At 72.2% G+C, this 17,483-nt stretch carries 18 protein-coding genes; 10 read left to right on the forward strand and 8 right to left on the reverse strand.

Going from position 1 to position 17,483, the window contains the following annotated elements; translation table 11 throughout:
- Nucleotides 1–287: 287 nt before the first annotated feature.
- From CF165_RS41930 to CF165_RS41945, 4 genes are all read right to left on the reverse strand, one after another.
- Nucleotides 288–710 carry an STAS domain-containing protein gene (locus tag CF165_RS41930; protein ID WP_093953147.1) on the reverse strand — a complete coding sequence of 141 codons (423 nt, stop codon included), beginning with the start codon at nucleotides 708–710 and terminating at the stop codon, nucleotides 288–290.
- Between the two features lie 146 nt (nucleotides 711–856).
- The gene (locus CF165_RS41935) at nucleotides 857–1,240 is read right to left on the reverse strand and encodes a VOC family protein (RefSeq protein ID WP_093953148.1); all 384 of its coding nucleotides are present in this window, start codon (nucleotides 1,238–1,240) and stop codon (nucleotides 857–859) included.
- Complete coding sequence (locus CF165_RS53555; protein ID WP_093953149.1) at nucleotides 1,237–1,977, reverse strand: arsenate reductase/protein-tyrosine-phosphatase family protein; 741 nt, start codon at nucleotides 1,975–1,977, stop codon at nucleotides 1,237–1,239. The genes CF165_RS41935 and CF165_RS53555 overlap by 4 nt, the downstream gene beginning before the upstream one ends.
- A gap of 496 nt (nucleotides 1,978–2,473) precedes the next feature.
- Nucleotides 2,474–4,780 (reverse strand): ATP-binding protein, encoded by a 2,307-nt coding sequence (locus CF165_RS41945; RefSeq protein ID WP_093953150.1) that lies wholly within the window; start codon nucleotides 4,778–4,780, stop codon nucleotides 2,474–2,476.
- Between the two features lie 129 nt (nucleotides 4,781–4,909).
- Here CF165_RS41945 and CF165_RS41950 point away from each other — a divergent pair, with 129 nt between their 5' ends.
- Nucleotides 4,910–5,971 carry an amidohydrolase family protein gene (locus CF165_RS41950; protein ID WP_093953151.1) on the forward strand — a complete coding sequence of 354 codons (1,062 nt, stop codon included), beginning with the start codon at nucleotides 4,910–4,912 and terminating at the stop codon, nucleotides 5,969–5,971.
- 95 nt (nucleotides 5,972–6,066) lie between these two features.
- Complete coding sequence (locus tag CF165_RS41955; protein ID WP_093953152.1) at nucleotides 6,067–6,684, forward strand: hypothetical protein; 618 nt, start codon at nucleotides 6,067–6,069, stop codon at nucleotides 6,682–6,684.
- Here the strand turns inward: CF165_RS41955 and CF165_RS41960 are convergent.
- Nucleotides 6,647–7,039 (reverse strand): DUF6069 family protein, encoded by a 393-nt coding sequence (locus CF165_RS41960; protein WP_093953153.1) that lies wholly within the window; start codon nucleotides 7,037–7,039, stop codon nucleotides 6,647–6,649. The two genes, CF165_RS41955 and CF165_RS41960, sit on opposite strands and share 38 nt — an antisense overlap.
- Before the next feature lie 77 nt (nucleotides 7,040–7,116).
- On the opposite strand from CF165_RS41960, the gene CF165_RS41965 reads away from it, so the two are divergent.
- The gene (locus tag CF165_RS41965) at nucleotides 7,117–7,605 is read left to right on the forward strand and encodes a MarR family winged helix-turn-helix transcriptional regulator (RefSeq protein ID WP_093953154.1); all 489 of its coding nucleotides are present in this window, start codon (nucleotides 7,117–7,119) and stop codon (nucleotides 7,603–7,605) included.
- Nucleotides 7,606–7,627: 22 nt separating this feature from the next.
- On the opposite strand, the gene CF165_RS41970 is transcribed toward CF165_RS41965, so the two are convergent.
- Entirely contained in the window at nucleotides 7,628–8,215 is a 588-nt protein-coding gene (locus tag CF165_RS41970; RefSeq protein ID WP_093953155.1) for a CGNR zinc finger domain-containing protein, read from the reverse strand.
- An 82-nt stretch (nucleotides 8,216–8,297) separates the two neighbouring features.
- Between CF165_RS41970 and CF165_RS41975 the strand changes: the two genes are divergently transcribed.
- Entirely contained in the window at nucleotides 8,298–9,470 is a 1,173-nt protein-coding gene (locus CF165_RS41975; RefSeq protein ID WP_093953156.1) for an epoxide hydrolase family protein, read from the forward strand.
- 26 nt (nucleotides 9,471–9,496) lie between these two features.
- Here the strand turns inward: CF165_RS41975 and CF165_RS41980 are convergent, their stop codons facing one another.
- Complete coding sequence (locus tag CF165_RS41980; protein WP_093953157.1) at nucleotides 9,497–10,285, reverse strand: NAD(P)-dependent oxidoreductase; 789 nt, start codon at nucleotides 10,283–10,285, stop codon at nucleotides 9,497–9,499.
- Nucleotides 10,286–10,360: 75 nt separating this feature from the next.
- Between CF165_RS41980 and CF165_RS41985 the strand changes: the two genes are divergently transcribed.
- Nucleotides 10,361–11,038: a GntR family transcriptional regulator gene (locus tag CF165_RS41985; protein ID WP_093953158.1), complete on the forward strand. Its 678-nt coding sequence runs from the start codon at nucleotides 10,361–10,363 to the stop codon at nucleotides 11,036–11,038.
- Nucleotides 11,039–11,120: 82 nt separating this feature from the next.
- Here CF165_RS41985 and CF165_RS41990 read toward each other — a convergent pair whose 3' ends face one another.
- Nucleotides 11,121–12,059, reverse strand: a complete 939-nt coding sequence (locus CF165_RS41990; RefSeq protein ID WP_240522048.1) for an extracellular catalytic domain type 1 short-chain-length polyhydroxyalkanoate depolymerase — start codon at nucleotides 12,057–12,059, stop codon at nucleotides 11,121–11,123.
- 215 nt (nucleotides 12,060–12,274) lie between these two features.
- Here CF165_RS41990 and CF165_RS41995 point away from each other — a divergent pair, with 215 nt between their 5' ends.
- The 5 genes from CF165_RS41995 (at nucleotide 12,275) to CF165_RS42015 (ending at nucleotide 17,442) form a co-directional block, all read left to right on the forward strand.
- Nucleotides 12,275–13,108 carry a PaaX family transcriptional regulator gene (locus CF165_RS41995; RefSeq protein WP_093953159.1) on the forward strand — a complete coding sequence of 278 codons (834 nt, stop codon included), beginning with the start codon at nucleotides 12,275–12,277 and terminating at the stop codon, nucleotides 13,106–13,108.
- A 242-nt stretch (nucleotides 13,109–13,350) separates the two neighbouring features.
- Nucleotides 13,351–14,055, forward strand: coding sequence for a 4-carboxy-4-hydroxy-2-oxoadipate aldolase/oxaloacetate decarboxylase (locus CF165_RS42000; RefSeq protein WP_093953160.1), 705 nt, complete (start codon nucleotides 13,351–13,353; stop codon nucleotides 14,053–14,055).
- Nucleotides 14,052–15,116 (forward strand): 4-oxalomesaconate tautomerase, encoded by a 1,065-nt coding sequence (locus CF165_RS42005; RefSeq protein WP_093953161.1) that lies wholly within the window; start codon nucleotides 14,052–14,054, stop codon nucleotides 15,114–15,116. Before CF165_RS42000 ends, CF165_RS42005 begins: the two co-directional genes overlap by 4 nt.
- Before the next feature lie 11 nt (nucleotides 15,117–15,127).
- On the forward strand, nucleotides 15,128–16,084 hold the full coding sequence (locus tag CF165_RS42010) for a catechol 2,3-dioxygenase (RefSeq protein WP_093953162.1): 957 nt from the start codon (nucleotides 15,128–15,130) through the stop codon (nucleotides 16,082–16,084).
- A gap of 110 nt (nucleotides 16,085–16,194) precedes the next feature.
- Nucleotides 16,195–17,442, forward strand: coding sequence for an MFS transporter (locus CF165_RS42015; RefSeq protein ID WP_093953163.1), 1,248 nt, complete (start codon nucleotides 16,195–16,197; stop codon nucleotides 17,440–17,442).
- The last annotated feature ends 41 nt before the right edge of the window (nucleotides 17,443–17,483 follow it).

The raw sequence follows: 17,483 nt of genomic DNA on the forward strand, positions 1-17,483 counted from the left end.
GAAACGTTTTCCTGGCCGAAGGAAAATCCTATGCCGAACCGGCAGTGCGTTGAAGCGCTCTCACCCGGGCGCCGAAAAGGCGAAACCAACAGCGCAATTTCGGGACGCCCCACGCGGGCTGCCACCTGCTGTGACGAGGCTGTTCGGGCGGGTCGTCACCCGGATGCCGTCCGGACGTCACTCGATCGGGTAATGGGTAGTCGCAAAAAAGGCCACGACCGTTCGCGGTGAAGAATTATTTTCCGGATGTGCGGCCACATCGGGCGAATCGCGGTGATTCCGGTGGTTCAGTGCCCGGCCGTCCACATCCGGTGCGCCAGTTCCAGGAACGAGTTCCGATCACCGGCGGCCAAGGCGGCGACGCGATCGACGTAGACGTCGAAAATGGCGTAGGCGCCGGAAATCCGCAGGGCGCGCAGCGGCCCGGGGTGGCGGGGCGCGGTGATGCGGAGCGTGGTCCGGCAGCGTGCGGCGTGGTCGCGGGCGTGCAGCAGCACCCGGATCGCGGGGGCGGCCAGCAGCGTGACGCCGGTGAGGTCGAGCACGACGACCTCCGGAGCGGGGTCCTGCGCGAGGCACTGCGCGACGGCGCGCGCCATGATCAGGACGGTCCCGCTGTCGAGCTCTCCGTCCAGCGTCACGACGGCGGGGTCGCCGTGCGACCGGGACGTGGTCAGCCGGTCCGGACGGGACCGATCGGCCGAAGGCATGGCGAAACCCACCCTCCCGCTGAGGCGACGGTCAGGGGATGGCTCGGGGTTGAACCAGGGATGGACACCAGCCTAGGTCCGCGTCTCGGCCGTCCACAACACGATCGGCGACGGTGGCGGGCTCCGTCCCGCGTTCGGAGCAGTGGCTACGAGTCGCGGTGGGCGGGCTGGAAGAGCTCGACGAGGTTGCCCGCGGGATCCGTGAGGAGGATCTGCCGTCCGCCGGGGCCGGCGACCACGTCGGTGCGGAAGGCCACGCCGGCGCCGGCCAGCCGCGCGATCTCGGCGTCCAGGTCGGCGACCACGAGGTGGATGCGGTTGCGCCCGGCGGCGGAGGTGTCCGCGGGGGTGGCGCGGGCACCGGAGCTGGCGGGGCCGGACAGCAGCAGCCGCAGCGGGCCGCGGACGACATCGGCGAAGGCGGGCGCGGCGCTCATCCGCACCGTGAAGCCCAGGTGCGTGGTGTAGAACTCGATGGCCGCCGGTACGTCGTCGACGATGTACCGGACACTCGCGTACTGGTCGGTCACGGCCGGGCCTCCTTGTCTCGTGGCGCCGAGAGATCCGGCAGCAGGTGCCGGACGCGGGTGTCGATCTCCGCCGCGGTCCGGGCGAACGAACCGGGCTCTCGCGACCCCGCCGGGTCGGGGATGCTCCAGTGACGGCGGCGGGGGTGGTGCGGGAATTCGGGGCAGGTCTCGCGGACCTTGTCGCACAACGTGATCACGTGGTCGAACCGGCGGCCGGCGACCGTGTCCAGGTGCCGCGGCCGCTGCCCGGCGACGTCGATGCCGAACTCGTCGCCCAGCACCCGGACCGCGCCGGGGTGCAGTGCGGCCTTCGGGTGGCTGCCCGCGCTGGTCACGGTCACCTTCCCGGCGGTTCGCCGCCGCAGCAGCGCTTCGGCGATGGGGGAGCGGGCGCTGTTGCCGGTGCACACGAACAGCACGGCGACCCGGTCCGGGAGGGGCGGGGTCTCCGGGCGCAGCGCGGGGTGCAGCGCGGCGCCGGTTTCGGCCAGCGCGCCCGCGCAGCGGTCGAGGTCGAGGTGGTAGTAGCTGTCGCGGCCGTCGAAGCTGCTGCGCGTCGCGGTCACGAGCCCGCCGCCGCGCAGCAGCCGCAGGTGGTAGGAGACCAGGTTCTGCGGCTGGCCGACGTGCTCCACGAGCTCCCGGACGCGCAGGTCGCCACCGGCGAGCGCGCTCAGCAGCGACCAGCGCAGCGGGTGCGCGGCCAGCCGGACGAAGGCGGGCGGCTCGGGAGCCATCCCCGGAAAATACATCAAACTGGTTTGATGCACCAGACGCCTGAATGGCCCACCGAGAGTCGCGGGCTCGATGGGCCATTCACGAACGCCTTGGGCCGTGTGTGGTCACGGGAAGGCGTCCGGGAGGGCGAGCGTGGCGGGGTCGCACGATCCTGGGGGGCGAAGATCGGCGCCCCCGCCACGCTCTGCCGGGCCACGAGGGGTGGCATCCACGCGCCCGGCCGGTTCGGGTGACCTAACCGCGGGCTCCCGGCCGGGGTCCGGTCCCCGAAACACGGACGGTCCAGGGCGGGCCGCCGCACTGCGGGCGCCAGGTACCGACGTGCACCCATTGACGGCCCCACGCGTGGGACATCAGGACCGTCGGCCGCTGGCACTGGGGACAGGCCTGCGGCGCCGAGTCGATGGACACCTCGTCCTCCTCCGCACCGTCCGGGTCGTGGGAAAAGGATCGTCCGGGGCCGCCCGGGGGGAACCGGGGAAACTACCCGAACGACTACGCGGGTCGCCGTGGCTGGCCGGCCAGCCACGAAGCCACCTGGGCGCGGGAGGTGAGGCCGAGCTTCACCAGGATGTTCTCGACGTGCCCCTCGACGGTCCGTCCGCTGATGACGAGGCCGGCGGCGATCTCCTTGTTGGTCATGCCCCGCGCCACCAGTTCGGCGATCTCCCACTGCCGCCGGGTCAGTCCGCCGGGCTCGCCTTTCCGCGCCGGGCCGCCCGCCTGCGCGGTGGCGGGTTTTTCGCCCAGTGCGTACCGGACGACCTCGTCGAGGCCGAAGCCGGCCGCCGCGGCGAAGGCCGCGTCGAACTCCTCGTCCCCGAGTGCCTTGCGGGCCAGCGTGGCGCACTGCTCGTCGAAGCTCTGGTAGGGGCTCATCTCGCCGACCCGCGCGCCGCTGAGCCGCCAGACCGCGTGGGAGCCACCGAGCAGCCGGGCGGTGCGGTCGTGCGCGCCTTCGGACGAATGGCACCACGCGAGCGCCTCGACGAGGAACGCGAGCAGCGTGCGGTCGGTGAGCCGGAGGGCGATGGCCTCGCGCAGCAGGTCCGCCGCCCGCTGGTGCTCGCCGGCCCGCCAGCGGTGGATCGCGACGGCCCACAAGGCGTAGCCCCGTGACCAGCGCGCCCGGTGCCGGTCGGTCAGGGCGAGTGCCTCCTCCGCGGCGGCCGCGCCACGCGGGTCGCCGAGGAAGAACCGCGCGGCGGCGAGCAGGATCAGCGTGTCGAACACGAGCAGCGCGTCGCCGGCCGCGCGGTACCCGGCCAGCGCGTGCTCCAGCAGCTCGGCGCCGCCCCGCAGGTCGCCGGTGAAGAACGCGGCCATCCCGGCACACTCCGCGCGGCCCGCGCGGAGCCGTTCGTCGTCGAACTCTTCGGCCAGCTCGGCGAGCTCGGCCAGCAGCTCGGTGTGCGGTGCACCGGTCTGGATCGCGAGGAACGTCATGCCGTACAACGCCCGCGCGCGGGTGATCGTGCGCTCGCCGCACAGCTCGAGCCCGCGCCGGAGGTACCGGCACCCATCCGGGACGAGGCCGCCGCCGTACCAGAAGTTCCACAGTGAGGCCGCGATGTCCAGCGCGTGGCCCGCCCGTTCGGGGGTGGACAGGCAGTGCTCCAGCACGGCCCGCAGGTTGGGGTGCTCGCGCCGGAGCCGATCGAGCCACTCCACCTGCCGCGGACCGAACCCTTCGGCCCGGTATCGCCGGGCGAGGTCGGCGTAGTACCGGGCCTGCCGGGCCCGCAGGCCGGGCTCGTCACCCGCCTCGGCCAGCTTCGCGCCACCGTAGTCGCGGACGGTCTCCAGCATGCGGTACCAGGCGTGCCGTCCGAAGGTGCCGTACCGGCGGCTGATGACGGACTTGTCCAGCAGGCCCGCGACGACGTCCAGCGCGCTGTCGCCGTCGGTTTCGCGGGGCGCGCAGACGTGCTCGGCCGCGTCGAGGTCGAACCCGCCGGGGAACACCGACGCCTGCGCCCACATCCGCTGTTCCGCGGGCGTGCACAGCTCGAAGCTCCAGCCGATCGCCGCTTCCAGGGTCCGCGGCCGGGGCTTTGCGCCGAGCGGGCGCGAGGTGAGCAGGCCGAGGCGGTCGTCGAGCCGCTCGACGAGCTGGTCGACCGACAGCACGCGGAGGCGGACGGCGGCCAGCTCGATGGCGAGCGGGATGCCCTCCAGCCGACGGCAGATCCGGATCACCGCCGCCCGGTTGTCCGGCGTCAGCTCGAAACCGGGCGAAACGGCGGCCGCCCGTTCGGTGAACAGCGTCACCGCTTCGACCGGGCTCGCGCCGGTGTCTTCGGCGGCCGGGACGGGCAGCGGCTCGACGTGCAGGATGTGCTCGCCCTCCACGTGCAGCGTGTGCCGGCTGGTGGCGAGCACCCGGAGCCCGCCGGAGACCGCGAGCAGTTTCGCGACCAGCGTCGCGCATTCGTCGACGACGTGTTCACAGTTGTCGAGCACCAGGAGCAGCTGCTTGTCCTCAAGGTACTCGGCGAGCCCCGCGGCCTGGTCGCCGGTGCCGCGCAGGCCGAGCGTCGCCGCCACGGTGCTCGGCAGCAGGGGCGGGTCTCCCAGGTCGGCCAGCTCGACCAGCCAGACGCCGTCGGGGAACGCCCTGCGCACGTCGGCGGCGACGCGGAGCGCGAGCCGCGTCTTGCCAACGCCGCCGGCGCCGGTCAGCGTCACCAGCCTGGCCGCGGAGAGCAGGCGTTTCGCTTCCGCCAGCTCATGCCGTCTGCCGACGAAGCTGGTCAGCTCGGCCGGCAGATTGCCCACGCTTCGGCGGGAACGGGCGTGCATGCGGGAGAGTCTAGATCGGCCACAACGTTTGCGACGTTCCAAAGACCACTTCGTTGCAGATATTGTTAACAATCTGATCGACGATTAAGGTGGCAAGGATCAAGCCTGTCGAAGCGGTGAGGAATCCCCTTGATCATCGACTGTCACGGCCACTACACGACCGCGCCGCCCGCCCTCGGTGCGTGGCGTGACCGGCAGATCGCCGCGCTGGACGGCCCCGCCGCGCTGGAGGGCACTGCCGCGCTGGAGGGCACTGCCGCCGCGCCCCTCCGCGCCGACCTCCGCATCAGCGACGACGAACTGCGCGAAACGCTCGAGCCGAACCAGCTCCGGCTGATGGACGAACGCGGGATCGACCTGACGATCTTCTCGCCGCGCGCATCGTTCATGGCCCACCACGTCGGTGGCTTCGAGACCTCGGCCGAGTGGGCGGCGGTCTGCAACGAGCTGTGCCACCGCGTCGCCGGGCTGTACCCCCGCCGGTTCGTTCCCGCGGCGATGCTCCCGCAGTCCCCGGGCACCGACCCGGCCACCTGTGTCCCCGAGCTGACCCGCTGCGTGGAGGAGTACGGCGCCGTCGCGCTCAACCTCAACCCGGACCCCTCGGGCGGCCACTGGACGGCCCCGCCGCTCACCGACCGGTCCTGGTACCCGGTCTACGAGAAGATGGCCGAGTACGACGTCCCGGCGATGGTGCACGTCAGCACCAGCGTCAACCCCGCGTTCCACACCACCGGCGCGCACTACCTCAACGCGGACACGACCGCGTTCATGCAGCTCGTGCAGGGCGACCTGTTCACCGACTTCCCGACGCTGCGGCTGGTCATCCCGCACGGCGGCGGCGCGGTGCCCTACCACTGGGGCCGGTTCCGCGGCCTCGCGGCGGCGCTGGGCAAGCCGGAGCTGGAGGAACACGTGCTGGGCAACGTCTACTTCGACACGTGCGTGTACCACCAGCTGGGGGCGAACCTGCTGTTCGAGGTCGTGCCGGCCGGCAACATCCTGTTCGCGTCCGAGATGGTCGGCGCCGTCCGCGGCGTCGACCCGCGCACCGGCCACCACTTCGACGACACCCGCCGGTACGCCGAAGCCGCCGGACTGTCCGAAGAGGACTGGGCGGCGATCCGGGAACACAACGCCCGGGCCGTCTACCCCCGCCTGGACGCCTTGCTGACGCGGCAGGGCCGCTGAGCGGGCCGAGGCCCATGAGAGACTCGATCACGGCCGTAGCCGCCGGAGGCCGGGTGGCGCACCGTCGGGGGCGGTCAGCCGAGACCGAGGACGCCATGACGTACCCGCAGCATCCCGGGCAGCCGGGGCCGCAGCAGCCGTATCCGGGCTACGCACCCCAGCAGCCCTATCCGGGACAGCAGCCCTATCCGGCGCCTTCCGGCGGGTTCCCCGCGCAGCCGTACCCCGGTCAGCCGTACCCGCCGGGGCCGTACCCGGCACCGGGCTACGGGATGCAGCCACCTCGGCCGAACGGGGCCACGGCGATCATCGCGGGCGTGCTCGCGGTCCTCGGCGGGCTGCTGTACCTCATCGGCCTGATCGGTGGCGTCGTCACGCTGGCGAGCCCCGGGTTCCCGCTCTGGATGTCCCTCCTCGCGCTGATCCAGAACATCGTCCTCGCGGGAACGCTGCTCCCCGGCGGCATCCTCCTGTTCCTGCGCAAGCCGATGGGCCGGGTGCTCACGATCATCGGCAGCGGGCTCGCCATCCTGCTGTCGCTGGTTTCGGTCGTGATGAGCGCGGCCGGCCTCTGGTACTACAGCGGTGGCCTCGGCGGGATGTACGCCGGCGCCGCGTTCGTCGGGATGCTGACGGTGGTGGTTCCGGCCGGGGCGACGCTGGTCCTCGCGATCGTCAAGCCGTCGGCGCGCTGGTGCGGCGCATCGCGGTGACGACGGCCGCCGTCACGACCAGGTGCATGAACATCAGGCCGACGACGTTCGCCGCGGTCGCGCCCGCGGCCAGCAGCAGCAGGTCCGGGACCCAGGTGAGGACGAGCACCGCGGGAACGACCACGCGCAGCGCGTGCGGTGCCCGCCGCGCGATCAGTGTCCAGCCGAACGCCCCGGCGAGGAGCCCGACGAGGGTCAGCGGCAGGTAGGCGACGGGGGCCAGGCCCATGCCGAGACCGCCGTCGTCGAGTGCGGAAGCCACCAGCGCGATGGCCGTGTTCACGGCGAGCGCGGCGACGGCGGCCAGGCCGAGCCGGAGAGCGAGGGTCGAGGTCGGGGTGGTGGTGGCGGTCATGGCTCCTCCTTGAGTTGCGTGTTAAACCCAACGCTAAGTTGAGTTGCGTGTTAAAGTCAACCGTGGAGGAGCGCAACGTGGAAAAGCGTGAGGAGCCGGTCCGCTGGCTCGACGCCGACCAGCACCGGGCGTGGATCAACCTGGCCAAGGTGCTGCTGACGCTGCCCGGGGCACTCGAGGGGCAGCTCTTGCGCGACGCCGACCTGACGCTGCTGGGCTACATGATCCTCGCCCGCCTGTCGGCGGTGCCCGACGAGACGCTGCGGATGAGCGAGATCGCGGAAATGGCGAACGGATCGCTGCCCCGGATTTCGCACGCGGTCGCTCGGCTGGAGGACCGGGGGTGGGTGACCCGGACGGTCTGCACCGGCCAGGGGCGGCGCTTCACGGTGGCCACCCTGACCGACGCCGGCCGCGCGCACCTCGCGGCCGCGGCACCCGGCCACGTCGCCACCGTGCGCCGGCTGGTGGTCGAGCCGCTGGGGGAGGACTTCGTGCGGCTCGGCGACGCGGTCGAGCGGATCGTCGAGATACTCGGCCTGCCCACGACGATCCTCAAGCCGTAACGCGCCTCGCCGGTCCCGGTTCTCAGCTGTCCGGCAGCTCCGCTGGTCCGGAGTTCTTGCGCTGATTGGCGTTGAAGCGCGCCTTCTTCTGCCGGTTCCCGCACGTGTTCATGTCACACCATTTGCGGGTGCGGCTTTGGCTGGTGTCGAAGAAGGCGGCCCGGCAGGTCGGTGATGCGCACAAGGCCAGTCTTCCGTCCCGTTCACCCGCGATGACGCTGATCGCGTCGGCGGCGATCACGCCGAGGGCGTCTTCCACGCGGGAAGCCGAGCTGAGCCGCCATTGCCGCTTCCCGTCGGGTGTCAGGACGGCCGCGGCCCGGCCCTGAACGCTGCGGTCGTTGATGACTGCGACAGCGGAGGCGGGAAGAGCGCCCTGGGTCGCCGCCGCGGTCGCGGCGGCGTGGATCGACTCCCTCAGTTCCCGGGCGAGGCCGAGCTGGGCGGGGGTGCAGGAGTCGACGGCGAGGCCGCTCACCGCCAGCCAGTCGACGAGCCGCTGCGGCGTGGGAATGCGCTCCACGGCGTCGCCCTGACGTTCCGTCAAAGTCGCCGTGAAGCTGGTCGCCAGCACGCTGCCCAGGCGAAATTCGGGGAAACCGGCACGCATGGAACCACCTTAGCCGGTTGCAGGGGGCCGTGAGGCCGTGTTAGAACCGTCTTAGCCGGTTCCGCGACGACCAGGAGGTCTCATGCTCCGCCTCACCAGCGACGTACAAGCTTTCGAAGCCCGCGCGACCGACGCCGACCTCGACGATCTGCGGGCGCGGCTGGCCGCCGCGCGGCTGCCGGAGGCCGAGACGGTCCATCGCGCGGCGCCCGGCCCTGACCGATGGGGACAGGGCGTTCCGCTCGCCGACCTCGTCGATCTCGTGGACTACTGGCGCACCGGGTACGACTGGCGGTCGTTCGAAGAGCGGCTCGACCGGATCGGCCAGTTCCGCACGGCCATCGACGAGCTGGGAATCCACTTCCTGCACCGCCGGTCCCCGCGCGCCGATGCCACTCCGCTGATCCTGACGCACGGCTGGCCGGGCAGCATCGCCGAGTTCGTCGACGTGGTCGACGAGCTGGCGGATCCGGACGACGCGGACGTGCCGGCGTTCCACGTCGTGGTGCCCTCGCTGCCGGGCTTCGGGTACAGCGACAAGCCGGCCACCACCGGATGGGGAACCGAAAAGATCGCGGCCGCCTGGGTGGAGCTGATGGGCAGGCTCGGCTACGGCAGGTTCGTCGCCCACGGCGGCGACTGGGGCGGCAACATCACCACGGTTCTCGCCGGGCGGTTCCCGGCACACGTCCTCGGCATCCACACCACGTTCGCGGCGGGACCGCCCGGGTTGACCACGGACGGCCTGACGGCGGTCGAGCGCGAGTGGGCCGAGGAAACCCACGATTTCTGGCACCACCGCGCGGCGTACGCGAAGCAGCAGGCGACCCGGCCGCAGACCATCGGCTACTCGCTCGTCGACTCACCGGTCGGGCTGCTCGCCTGGATCCTCGACAAGTTCGCCGAGTGGTCGGACACCGAAGACAGCCCGTTCGAGACGATTTCCCGGGACCGCGTCCTCGACGACGTCACCCTGTACTGGCTGACGCGGACCGGCGCCTCGGCGGCCCGCATCTACTACGAAAGCCACAACTCGCTCGACCCCGACCTCCGGGTCGACGTCCCGGCGGCGATCACCATGTATCCCCGTGACATCGAGAAGAGCCCGCGTCCCTGGGCGCAGGAGCGGTACCGGCAGATCGTCCGATGGCGGTCGCCCGAAGCCGGGGGACATTTCCCTTCGCTGGAGGTCCCCGGGTATTTCGTCAAGGACCTGCGAGAGGGCCTCGCGGCAGTGCTGGCCGCGCATCGGTGAACGTGACCGGGGTGCTGACCACAAGTTCACTCACGATTGTTGACAATCTTGCGTGAAGCTATGTGCGCAAGCTGGTCGCGCGCTGCGCTCGCGACATCGGCCCGGACGCCGAGTTCGCCGAGCATCTCGGCGGCCGCCGCCATTTCCGCGGTGCGGCGCACGGCGTGCCGGTGCGAACCGTCGACCAGTCGGTCCACTGTGGACGCACCAGCCGCGGTGAGCTCGTCGATGACGACCTTCCGCAGCCAGTCCTCGCAGCCCGCGGCACGCGCGGCACGCAGGGCTTCGACCACGGCGGCCGACATCCCCTTGAAGAACACGCTGCGCAGCAGCTTGCGTTCGGCGGCGAGTCCCGGCTCGCCGTCCATGACCTCGACCGCCGCACCGAAGGGGTTCAGCGCGGCGGCGACGGTGCCGGCGGCGTTCCCCGTCGCGAGCATCGGCACCCGCAGACCGCGGCCCGGGACCGGCGCCATGATCGCGACGTCGGCGAACGGCATGCCGTGCGCGGCGGCGATGGCGGCCAGCCGCCGCTTGGTGCCGGGGGACGCGGTGTTCAGATCCGCCCAGACCGCTCCCGCTGGCGACCCGGCCAGCCCGGCTTCGAGCGCGCCGACGGCCGCCGACGCGCTGTTCACGCTGAGCACCAGATCGGCACCGGCGGCGGCTTCGGCTTCGGAACCGGTGGCGACGACGCCCTCGGGTGCGGAAACGGCGGGGTCGTACCCGCGCACGACGGCCCCGGCGGCGGTCAGGTCGCGGGCGAGCGCACCACCGGCCTCACCCAGTCCCAGTATCGCGATGGCTCCGGTCACAGCAGAATCCTCTCGGCAGGATACGATCGAGTACACGATGTGCTAGACAAAATTGTCAACAAACGGAGCCGAGGAATGAGCGAGAGTGCTGTGGACCGGCAGCCGGGGGAGCGTTCCGTGGTGGCGGCCATCCGCGACGCGATCGTCCGCGGCGAGTTCGTGCCCAACCAGCGGCTGGTGGAAGCGGACCTCTCCGACCAGTTCGCCGCGAGCCGCGCGACGGTCCGCGCCGCGTTGATCGAGCTCACCAACGAGGGGCTCGTCGAGCGGGTGCAGAACCGGGGCGCCCGGGTGCGCGCGGTGTCGCTGGAGGAGGCCGTCGAGATCTCCGAGGTCCGGATGATGCTCGAGTCGCTCTGCGCGGCGAAAGCGGCGGAGCGCATCAACGACGCCGAGGTCGGCGAGCTGCGGGAACTCGGCGAGCTGATGCAGATGGCCGTGGCGGGCGGCGACGTCGTCGGGTATTCGGGGCTCAACCAGCGGCTGCACCGCCGGGTCCGGGAGATCAGTGGCCAGCGCACGGCCGCGCGGGTCCTCGAGCGGCTGCGCGGCCAGAGCGTCCGGCACCAGTTCCGGCTGGCGATGCGGCCCGGGCGGCCGCAGGTCTCGCTGCCGGAGCACCTGGCGATCATCGACGCGATCTGCGCCCACCACCCCGCCGAGGCGGCCGAGGCCACGCGGGTCCACCTGGCCGGCGTCATCGAAGCACTGAAGGCGGCCGACGCCGCCGAGGCCGTCCCGCTGCATCCTTGACCCTTCCGGATGTCATGAACGACTCTTTCCAGTCATCCGACGACTGGAAAGAGTCGTTCATGACATCGCGGCGCCGCCTCGGTCAGGAAGCCAGGCCGAAGAACGCGATCGCGACGGCGGCCATGCCGGCCGACGGCAGGCTGTGCCCGGCGCCCTGGATGCTGTACGCCTCGACCCGGACGGTGCCGGAGGTGTCGGCGTAGCGGCGGCGGTTCCAGCCGGACTGCGGCGTGTCGGTGGAGGTCGGGTTCTGGCTCAGCCCGAACACGTTGGTCCACTGCTCGATTTCCTCCTGCAGCAGCGAGTACGGCACGAGGGTGTCGGCGGTGCCGTGCCACAGCTGGACGCGCGGGCGGGGACCGGTGTAGCCGGGGTAGGCCTGGCGGACCGCGTCGCCCCACTGCTGGGGCGTGCGGTTCGCGCCGCCGTTGCCAGTGCACTTGCTGGACCACGGCGGGAAGTCCGCGGCGTTCGCGAAGCAGTTGAACGGCACGCCCATGAACGCCGCGCCCGCCTTGAACACGTCGGGGTAGAGGGCGAGCATTTCGTTGGTCATCATGCCGCCCGAGGACGAGCCGGTGGCGAAGACGCGGTTCGGGTCGCCGCCGTAGTGCTGTTCGGCGTAGGTCACCATCGACGCGATCGAGACGGGGTCGCTGCCGCCGCCGCGGTGCTTCGCGGCGTCCGACCACGTGTCGAAGCAGTTCCCGAACCCGGCCTGCTGCTGGGCGCTGGGGTAGATGACGATGAACCCGTACCGGGCGGCGAGCGAGGCGAACTCGCTGCCGGAGTAGAAGCCCGGACCCGAGCCGCCGCAACCGTGCATGGCGACCACGATCGCCGGGTTGGCCGGACGGGAGTCCGGCACGTAGACGTGCATGCGCATCCCGCCGGGGTTGGCGCCGAAGCCCGTCACCTCCACCAGCGACGCGGCCGACGCCGGGGCCGGGACCACGGCGGTGGCGATGGTGATCAGCAGGGTGCTGACGAATGTCACGAACGCCGTTCTGAATCCACTCATCGGTGACCTCCGGTCGGCGATCCCCCTCGCCGAGCGAGAGTAGGCATATTGGCGACGACCGTCAATGATTCATCAAATATGAACCTGCTGCGAAACTTTCGAATTCCCGGGAATGAGCAAAAAAGTCAGACAAAAATCTGGCGATCGCGACTGAGATGACGAACAAACGCCGCCCGGTAGGTTGAGAGCCGGTGGTTCGGGCGAGGAGGTGGCGCATGCCGGAAGCCGTCGATCCCGCGGGAGACGGGTCCGCACTGGTCGTGCGGCCGGAAGCCCTGCTGCTGGCCTTGCTCGGCGACCACGTCCTGGACCGCGGGATCGCCGTGTCGACCGGCGGTGTCCTCGCCGTGCTCGGCCGCCTCGGCGTCGGCGAACACGCGACCCGGGCGACGCTGAGCCGGATGAGCCGCCGCGGCCTGCTCCGGACCGTCCGCCGGGGCCGCCAGGCCTTCCTCGGGCTGACCGAGCACGGGACCGCGGTGCTGCGCGACGGCCAGCGCAAGCTCGACGGCGACATCGTCGACCGGCACTGGGACGGCCGGTGGACCCTGCTGAGCTTCTCGGTGCCGGAGACCCGCCGCGCGGACCGGCACGCCCTGCGCACCCGGCTGGGCTGGTTCGGCTTCGGCTTGCTGCGCAGCGGCCTCTGGGTCTCGACGGCGGCCGCCGACATCGCGCCGGCCCTGGCCGAGCTCGACCTGCTCGACCACGCGGAGGTGTTCCGCGCCGAGCCGTTCATGTGGACCGACCCCGCGCGGATCGCCCGGGAAGCCTGGGACCTGCCGCAGATCGCGACCGGCTACGACGAGTTCCTCCGGCGGTGGACCGACCGGGCGTACGGCGATCTCGACGACCTCTCCCAGCGGATCCGGCTGGGCGCGGAATGGCTGCTGCTCATCCGCCGCGACCCGGTGCTGCCGCCGGAGCTGCTGCCCGAAGCCTGGCCGGGGACACGCGCCGCGGCCCTCTTCCGCACCCTGCGCCACCAGTGGGTCCGGCCGGCCGACAAGCTGGCCGCCGAGCTGCTGGAATCCATTGTGGAGGAATGACTCGGCACTTCCGGCAGGACTTTGTTCGCCGGGATTGTCAACAATTTGTTCGCGAGGAATGCCGCCGCTCCTGGCAGCATTTTGCGATGACCCGCGCGGCCGCCCCGGCGGTTCGCCGCCAGCACGCGGGCCGTGAACCAGTCTTGTCGAACAAGCCGCAGCCACTTGAGGCGCCGAAAGCGCCGCCAACCTGCTCGCCAAGATTGTTGACAATTTCGTCGACCAGAACGTACGGTGGCCGCATGAAGCCCGTCATCGTCACCGATCCGCCGCGTGCCGACTTGGCGCAGGTGACGCGCCTGGCGGGCTACGGCGTCGCGACCGTCCACGAAGCGCTCGGCCGCTCCGGCCTGCTCGGCCCGGACCTGCGGCCCATCCAGGACGGCTCCCGCGTCGGCGGCACCGCCGTCACCGTGCTGTGCTGGCCGGGGGACAACCTGATGATCCACGCGGCCGTCGAGCAGTGCCGCGAGGGCGACTTCCTCGTCGTCACCACGGCTTCGCCGTGCCGTGACGGCCTCTTCGGCGAGCTGTTCGCCACCGCGCTGCGGCACCGCGGCGTGCGCGGCCTGGTCACCGGGACCGGCGTCCGCGACGTCGCCGAGCTGCGCGCGCTCGGCTTTCCCGTGTGGTCGGCGGCGGTGAGCGCGCAGGGGACCGTCAAGGCGACCGCGGGCGCGGTGAACGTGCCCGTCGTCCTCGGCGGGCAGGTGATCCGCCCGGGTGACGCCGTCCTGGCCGACGACGACGGCGTTCTGTGCGTCCGCCGCGAAGAGGTCCGAAATGGACTGGAAGCCGCCCGGGCCAGGCTGGAAAAGGAAGCCGCGGCGCGGGAAGCGTTCGCGGACGGGCAGCTGGGCCTCGACCGCTACGGACTGCGCGCGACGCTCGAAGCCCTCGGCGTCCGGTACCTGACCGCCGAGGAGTACGCGAAGGAGCAGGCATGACCGGCGTGCGCTGCATGCTCATGCGCGGCGGGACGTCGAAGGGCGCCTACTTCCTCGCCGGGGACCTGCCCGCCGATCCGGCCGCCCGAGACGACCTGCTGCTGCGGATCATGGGCACCCCCGACCCCCGCCAGCTCGACGGCCTCGGCGGCGCGCACCCCGTCACCAGCAAGGTGGCGGTCGTGTCCCCGGCGAGCGAGCCCGGTCACGACGTCGACTACCTGTTCCTGCAGCTCGGGGTGGCGGAGGCGACCGTCTCCGCCCGGCAGACGTGCGGCAACCTGCTGGCCGGGGTCGGGCAGTTCGCCGTCGAGCGGGGGCTCGTGCCCGCCGGCGGCGAGCGCACCACCGTGCGCGTGCGGCTGCTCAACACCGGCACGATCGCGGTCGCGACCTTCCCCACCCCCGGCGGCGAGGTGGACTACCGCGGTGACACGGCCATCTCCGGCGTGCCCGGCACGGCCGCCCCGGTCGAGCTCGGGTTCACCGGGACGACGGGGTCCGTGTGCGGCAGCCTGCTGCCGACCGGTCACGTCCGGGACGACGTCGGCGGCATCGCGGTGTCCTGTGTGGACAACGGGATGCCCGTCGTCGTGGCGCGCGCGGCCGATCTCGGCGTCACCGGCCACGAACCGGCCGGGGAGCTGGCCGCCGACACCGCGCTCGCCGGCCGGATCGACGCGCTGCGCACCGAAGCCGGCAAGCTGATGGGGCTCGGCGACGTCGGCGCGAGCTCCGTGCCCAAGACCACCCTCGTCTCCGCGCCGCGCGACGGCGGCGCGATCTGCACCCGCACGTTCATCCCGGTCGAGCCGCATCCCTCGATCGGCGTCCTCGGCGCCGTCAGCGTGGTGACGGCGCTGCTGCTCGACGGCGCCGTCGGCCGGGACCTCCTGGTCGCCCCGCCGGCGGGGGAGCCCGTCGAAGTCGAGCACGCGAGCGGGAAGCTCGCGGTCGGCATCGAGCTCGACACCACGGTCACCCCGCCCCGGGTCCGCCGGTCGACGGTGTTCCGCACGGCGCGGAAGCTGTTCGACGGCACCGTTTTCCCCCGTCCCTGAGGAGTGAGGCCATGCCCGATCCTTCGCCGCGCCACGAGGTCGCGCACCTCGGTCACGTCGAGCTGCGCACCCCGGAACCGGAGCGGAGCCTGGACTTCTTCGTCCGGGTGCTGGGGCTGACCGAGAACGGCACCGACGGCGACTCGGTGTACCTGCGCACCTGGGACGACTACGAGCACCACAGCCTCAAGCTCACCGCGGCGAAGACGTCCGGGGTCGGGCGGACGGCGGTGCGCGCCTCGAGCGAGGACGCCCTCATGCGGCGCGTGGCCGCGCTGGAGGAACGCGGCCTCGGGGTCGGCTGGGTGGACGGCGACACCGGGATCGGGCCCACGTACCTGTTCCGCGACCCGGACGGCCACGAGCTCGAGATCTACTGGGAAACCGAGCGTTACGACCCGCCCGAGCACCTGCGGCCCGCGCTGAAGAACCAGGCGCAGGCGTACCCGGGGCGCGGGGTCGGCGTCCGCCGCCTCGACCACGTCAACTACCTGGCGCGGGACGCGGAGGCCAACGGGCGGTTCGTCTGCGACGCCCTCGGCGGCCGCGTGACCGAGCAGATCCGGCTCGACAGCGGGGTGATTTCCGGGCAGTGGACGCACTTCGCGCAGAAGTCGTACGACATCGTCTACACGAACGACTGGACGGGCTCGAGCGGGCGCCTGCACCACATCGCCTTCGCGACCGACACCCGCGAAGACATCCTGCGGGCCGCCGACATCGCGCTCGACAACGGCGTGCACATCGAAACCGGGCCGCACAAGCACGCGATCCAGCAGACGTTCTTCCTCTACGTCTACGAACCGGGCGGCAACCGCGTCGAGCTGTGCAACCCGACCGGGCGCCTGATCTTCGCGCCGGACTGGGAGCCGGTCACCTGGACCGAGGCCGAACGGGCGAAAGGGCAGGCGTGGGGGCTGAAGACGATCGAGTCGTTCCACACGCACGGCACCCCGCCGGTGGCCTGACCCCCGCACCGGTGGTCCGGACACCGCCCAGCGGCGGTGGTGGCGGGCCCCGGCACGCGCTACCGTGAGTTTCCAGGCAACGCTTCCGCGTGACAGCCTGGGGGGTGGGGATGGCCGGCCGGCGTCGGGGTGCGACGTGGTCCGCGTTCGAGGTGCGCGGGTTCCGGATGCTGTGGCTGGCGGGCCTGCTGTCGGTGGCGGGGGACCAGCTGGCCCGGGTCGCGCTGTCGATCCTCGTGTTCCAGCGCACCGGATCCGCGGCCTTGAGCGCGGCGACGTACGCGTTGTCGATGCTGCCCGCGCTCGTCTCGGGGGCGCTGCTGTCGTGGCTGGCCGACCGGTTCCCGCGCCGCCGGGTGCTGGTGGTGTGCGACGTGGTCCGGGCGGCGCTGGTGGCCCTGATGGCCGTGCCCGCGGTCCCGCTGCCGCTGCTGGCCGCGTTGCTGGTGCTGGTGCAGCTGGCCGAAGCGCCGTTCTCGGCGGCGCAGGGCGCGGTGCTGCCGGAGCTGCTGGGCGCCCGGTACGAGGCGGGGCAGGCGGTGCAGCAGGTGACGACGCAGCTGTGCCTGGTGCTGGGGTTCGCGGTGGCCGCCTTCGTGGTCACCGGGGTCGGCGCGCACGCCGCGCTGGCGATCGACGCCGCCACGTTCGCCGTCTCCGCCCTGCTGATCCGCGCCGGTCTCGGCCGCCACCCGCCCCCGGCCGCGGAACCCGACGTCGTGGTGGCGACCTGGTGGCGGCGCTCCTGGCGCCGGGTCGCCGCGGGCGCGGTGGTCGTCGGCAAGGACCGCACGCTGGGCACGCTGGTGTGGCTGGGCTGGCTGGCGCTGTTCACCGTCGTGCCCGAAGGGCTCGCGGTGCCGTTCGCCCACCAGGTCGGCGCGGGCGGCGGCTGGATCGGCGTGCTCCTCGCCGCGGAGCCCGCGGGCGCGGTCGCCGGCGCGCTGCTGCTGCGGCTGGTCGCCCGGCCGGTGCGGGTGCGCGCCCTCGGCGTGCTGGCGGTGGGCACGGCGGCGCCGCTCGCGGCCTACTGGACCCAGCCGGACCTGGGCACGGCCCTGGCGCTGCTGTTCGTGTCCGGGCTCTGCTCGGCCTACCAGGTCACCGCCGGGGCGACGTTCGTGCAGCTGTCCCCGCCGCCGGTGCGGGGGCGGGCCCTCGGGTTCGCGCGCACCGGGATGATCGCCGGGCAGGGGCTGGGAGTCGTGGCCGGCGGGCTGCTCGCGCAGCTGGCCGGCCCGGCGACGGCGATCGCCTGGGCGGGCACCGCGGGAGCGCTGGTCGCGCTCGCCGCGGCCGCCGCTTGGTCGCGTCGCCGGCCGGACGCGGTCTCGGCCGCGTTGCCGGCCGAAGCCTGAGGGCTCACCAGCCTTTGTCGCTCATCGCGTACTCCTTCCCG

The sequence above is a fragment of the Amycolatopsis vastitatis genome (genome assembly GCF_002234595.1).
GTDB lineage: Bacteria > Actinomycetota > Actinomycetes > Mycobacteriales > Pseudonocardiaceae > Amycolatopsis > Amycolatopsis vastitatis.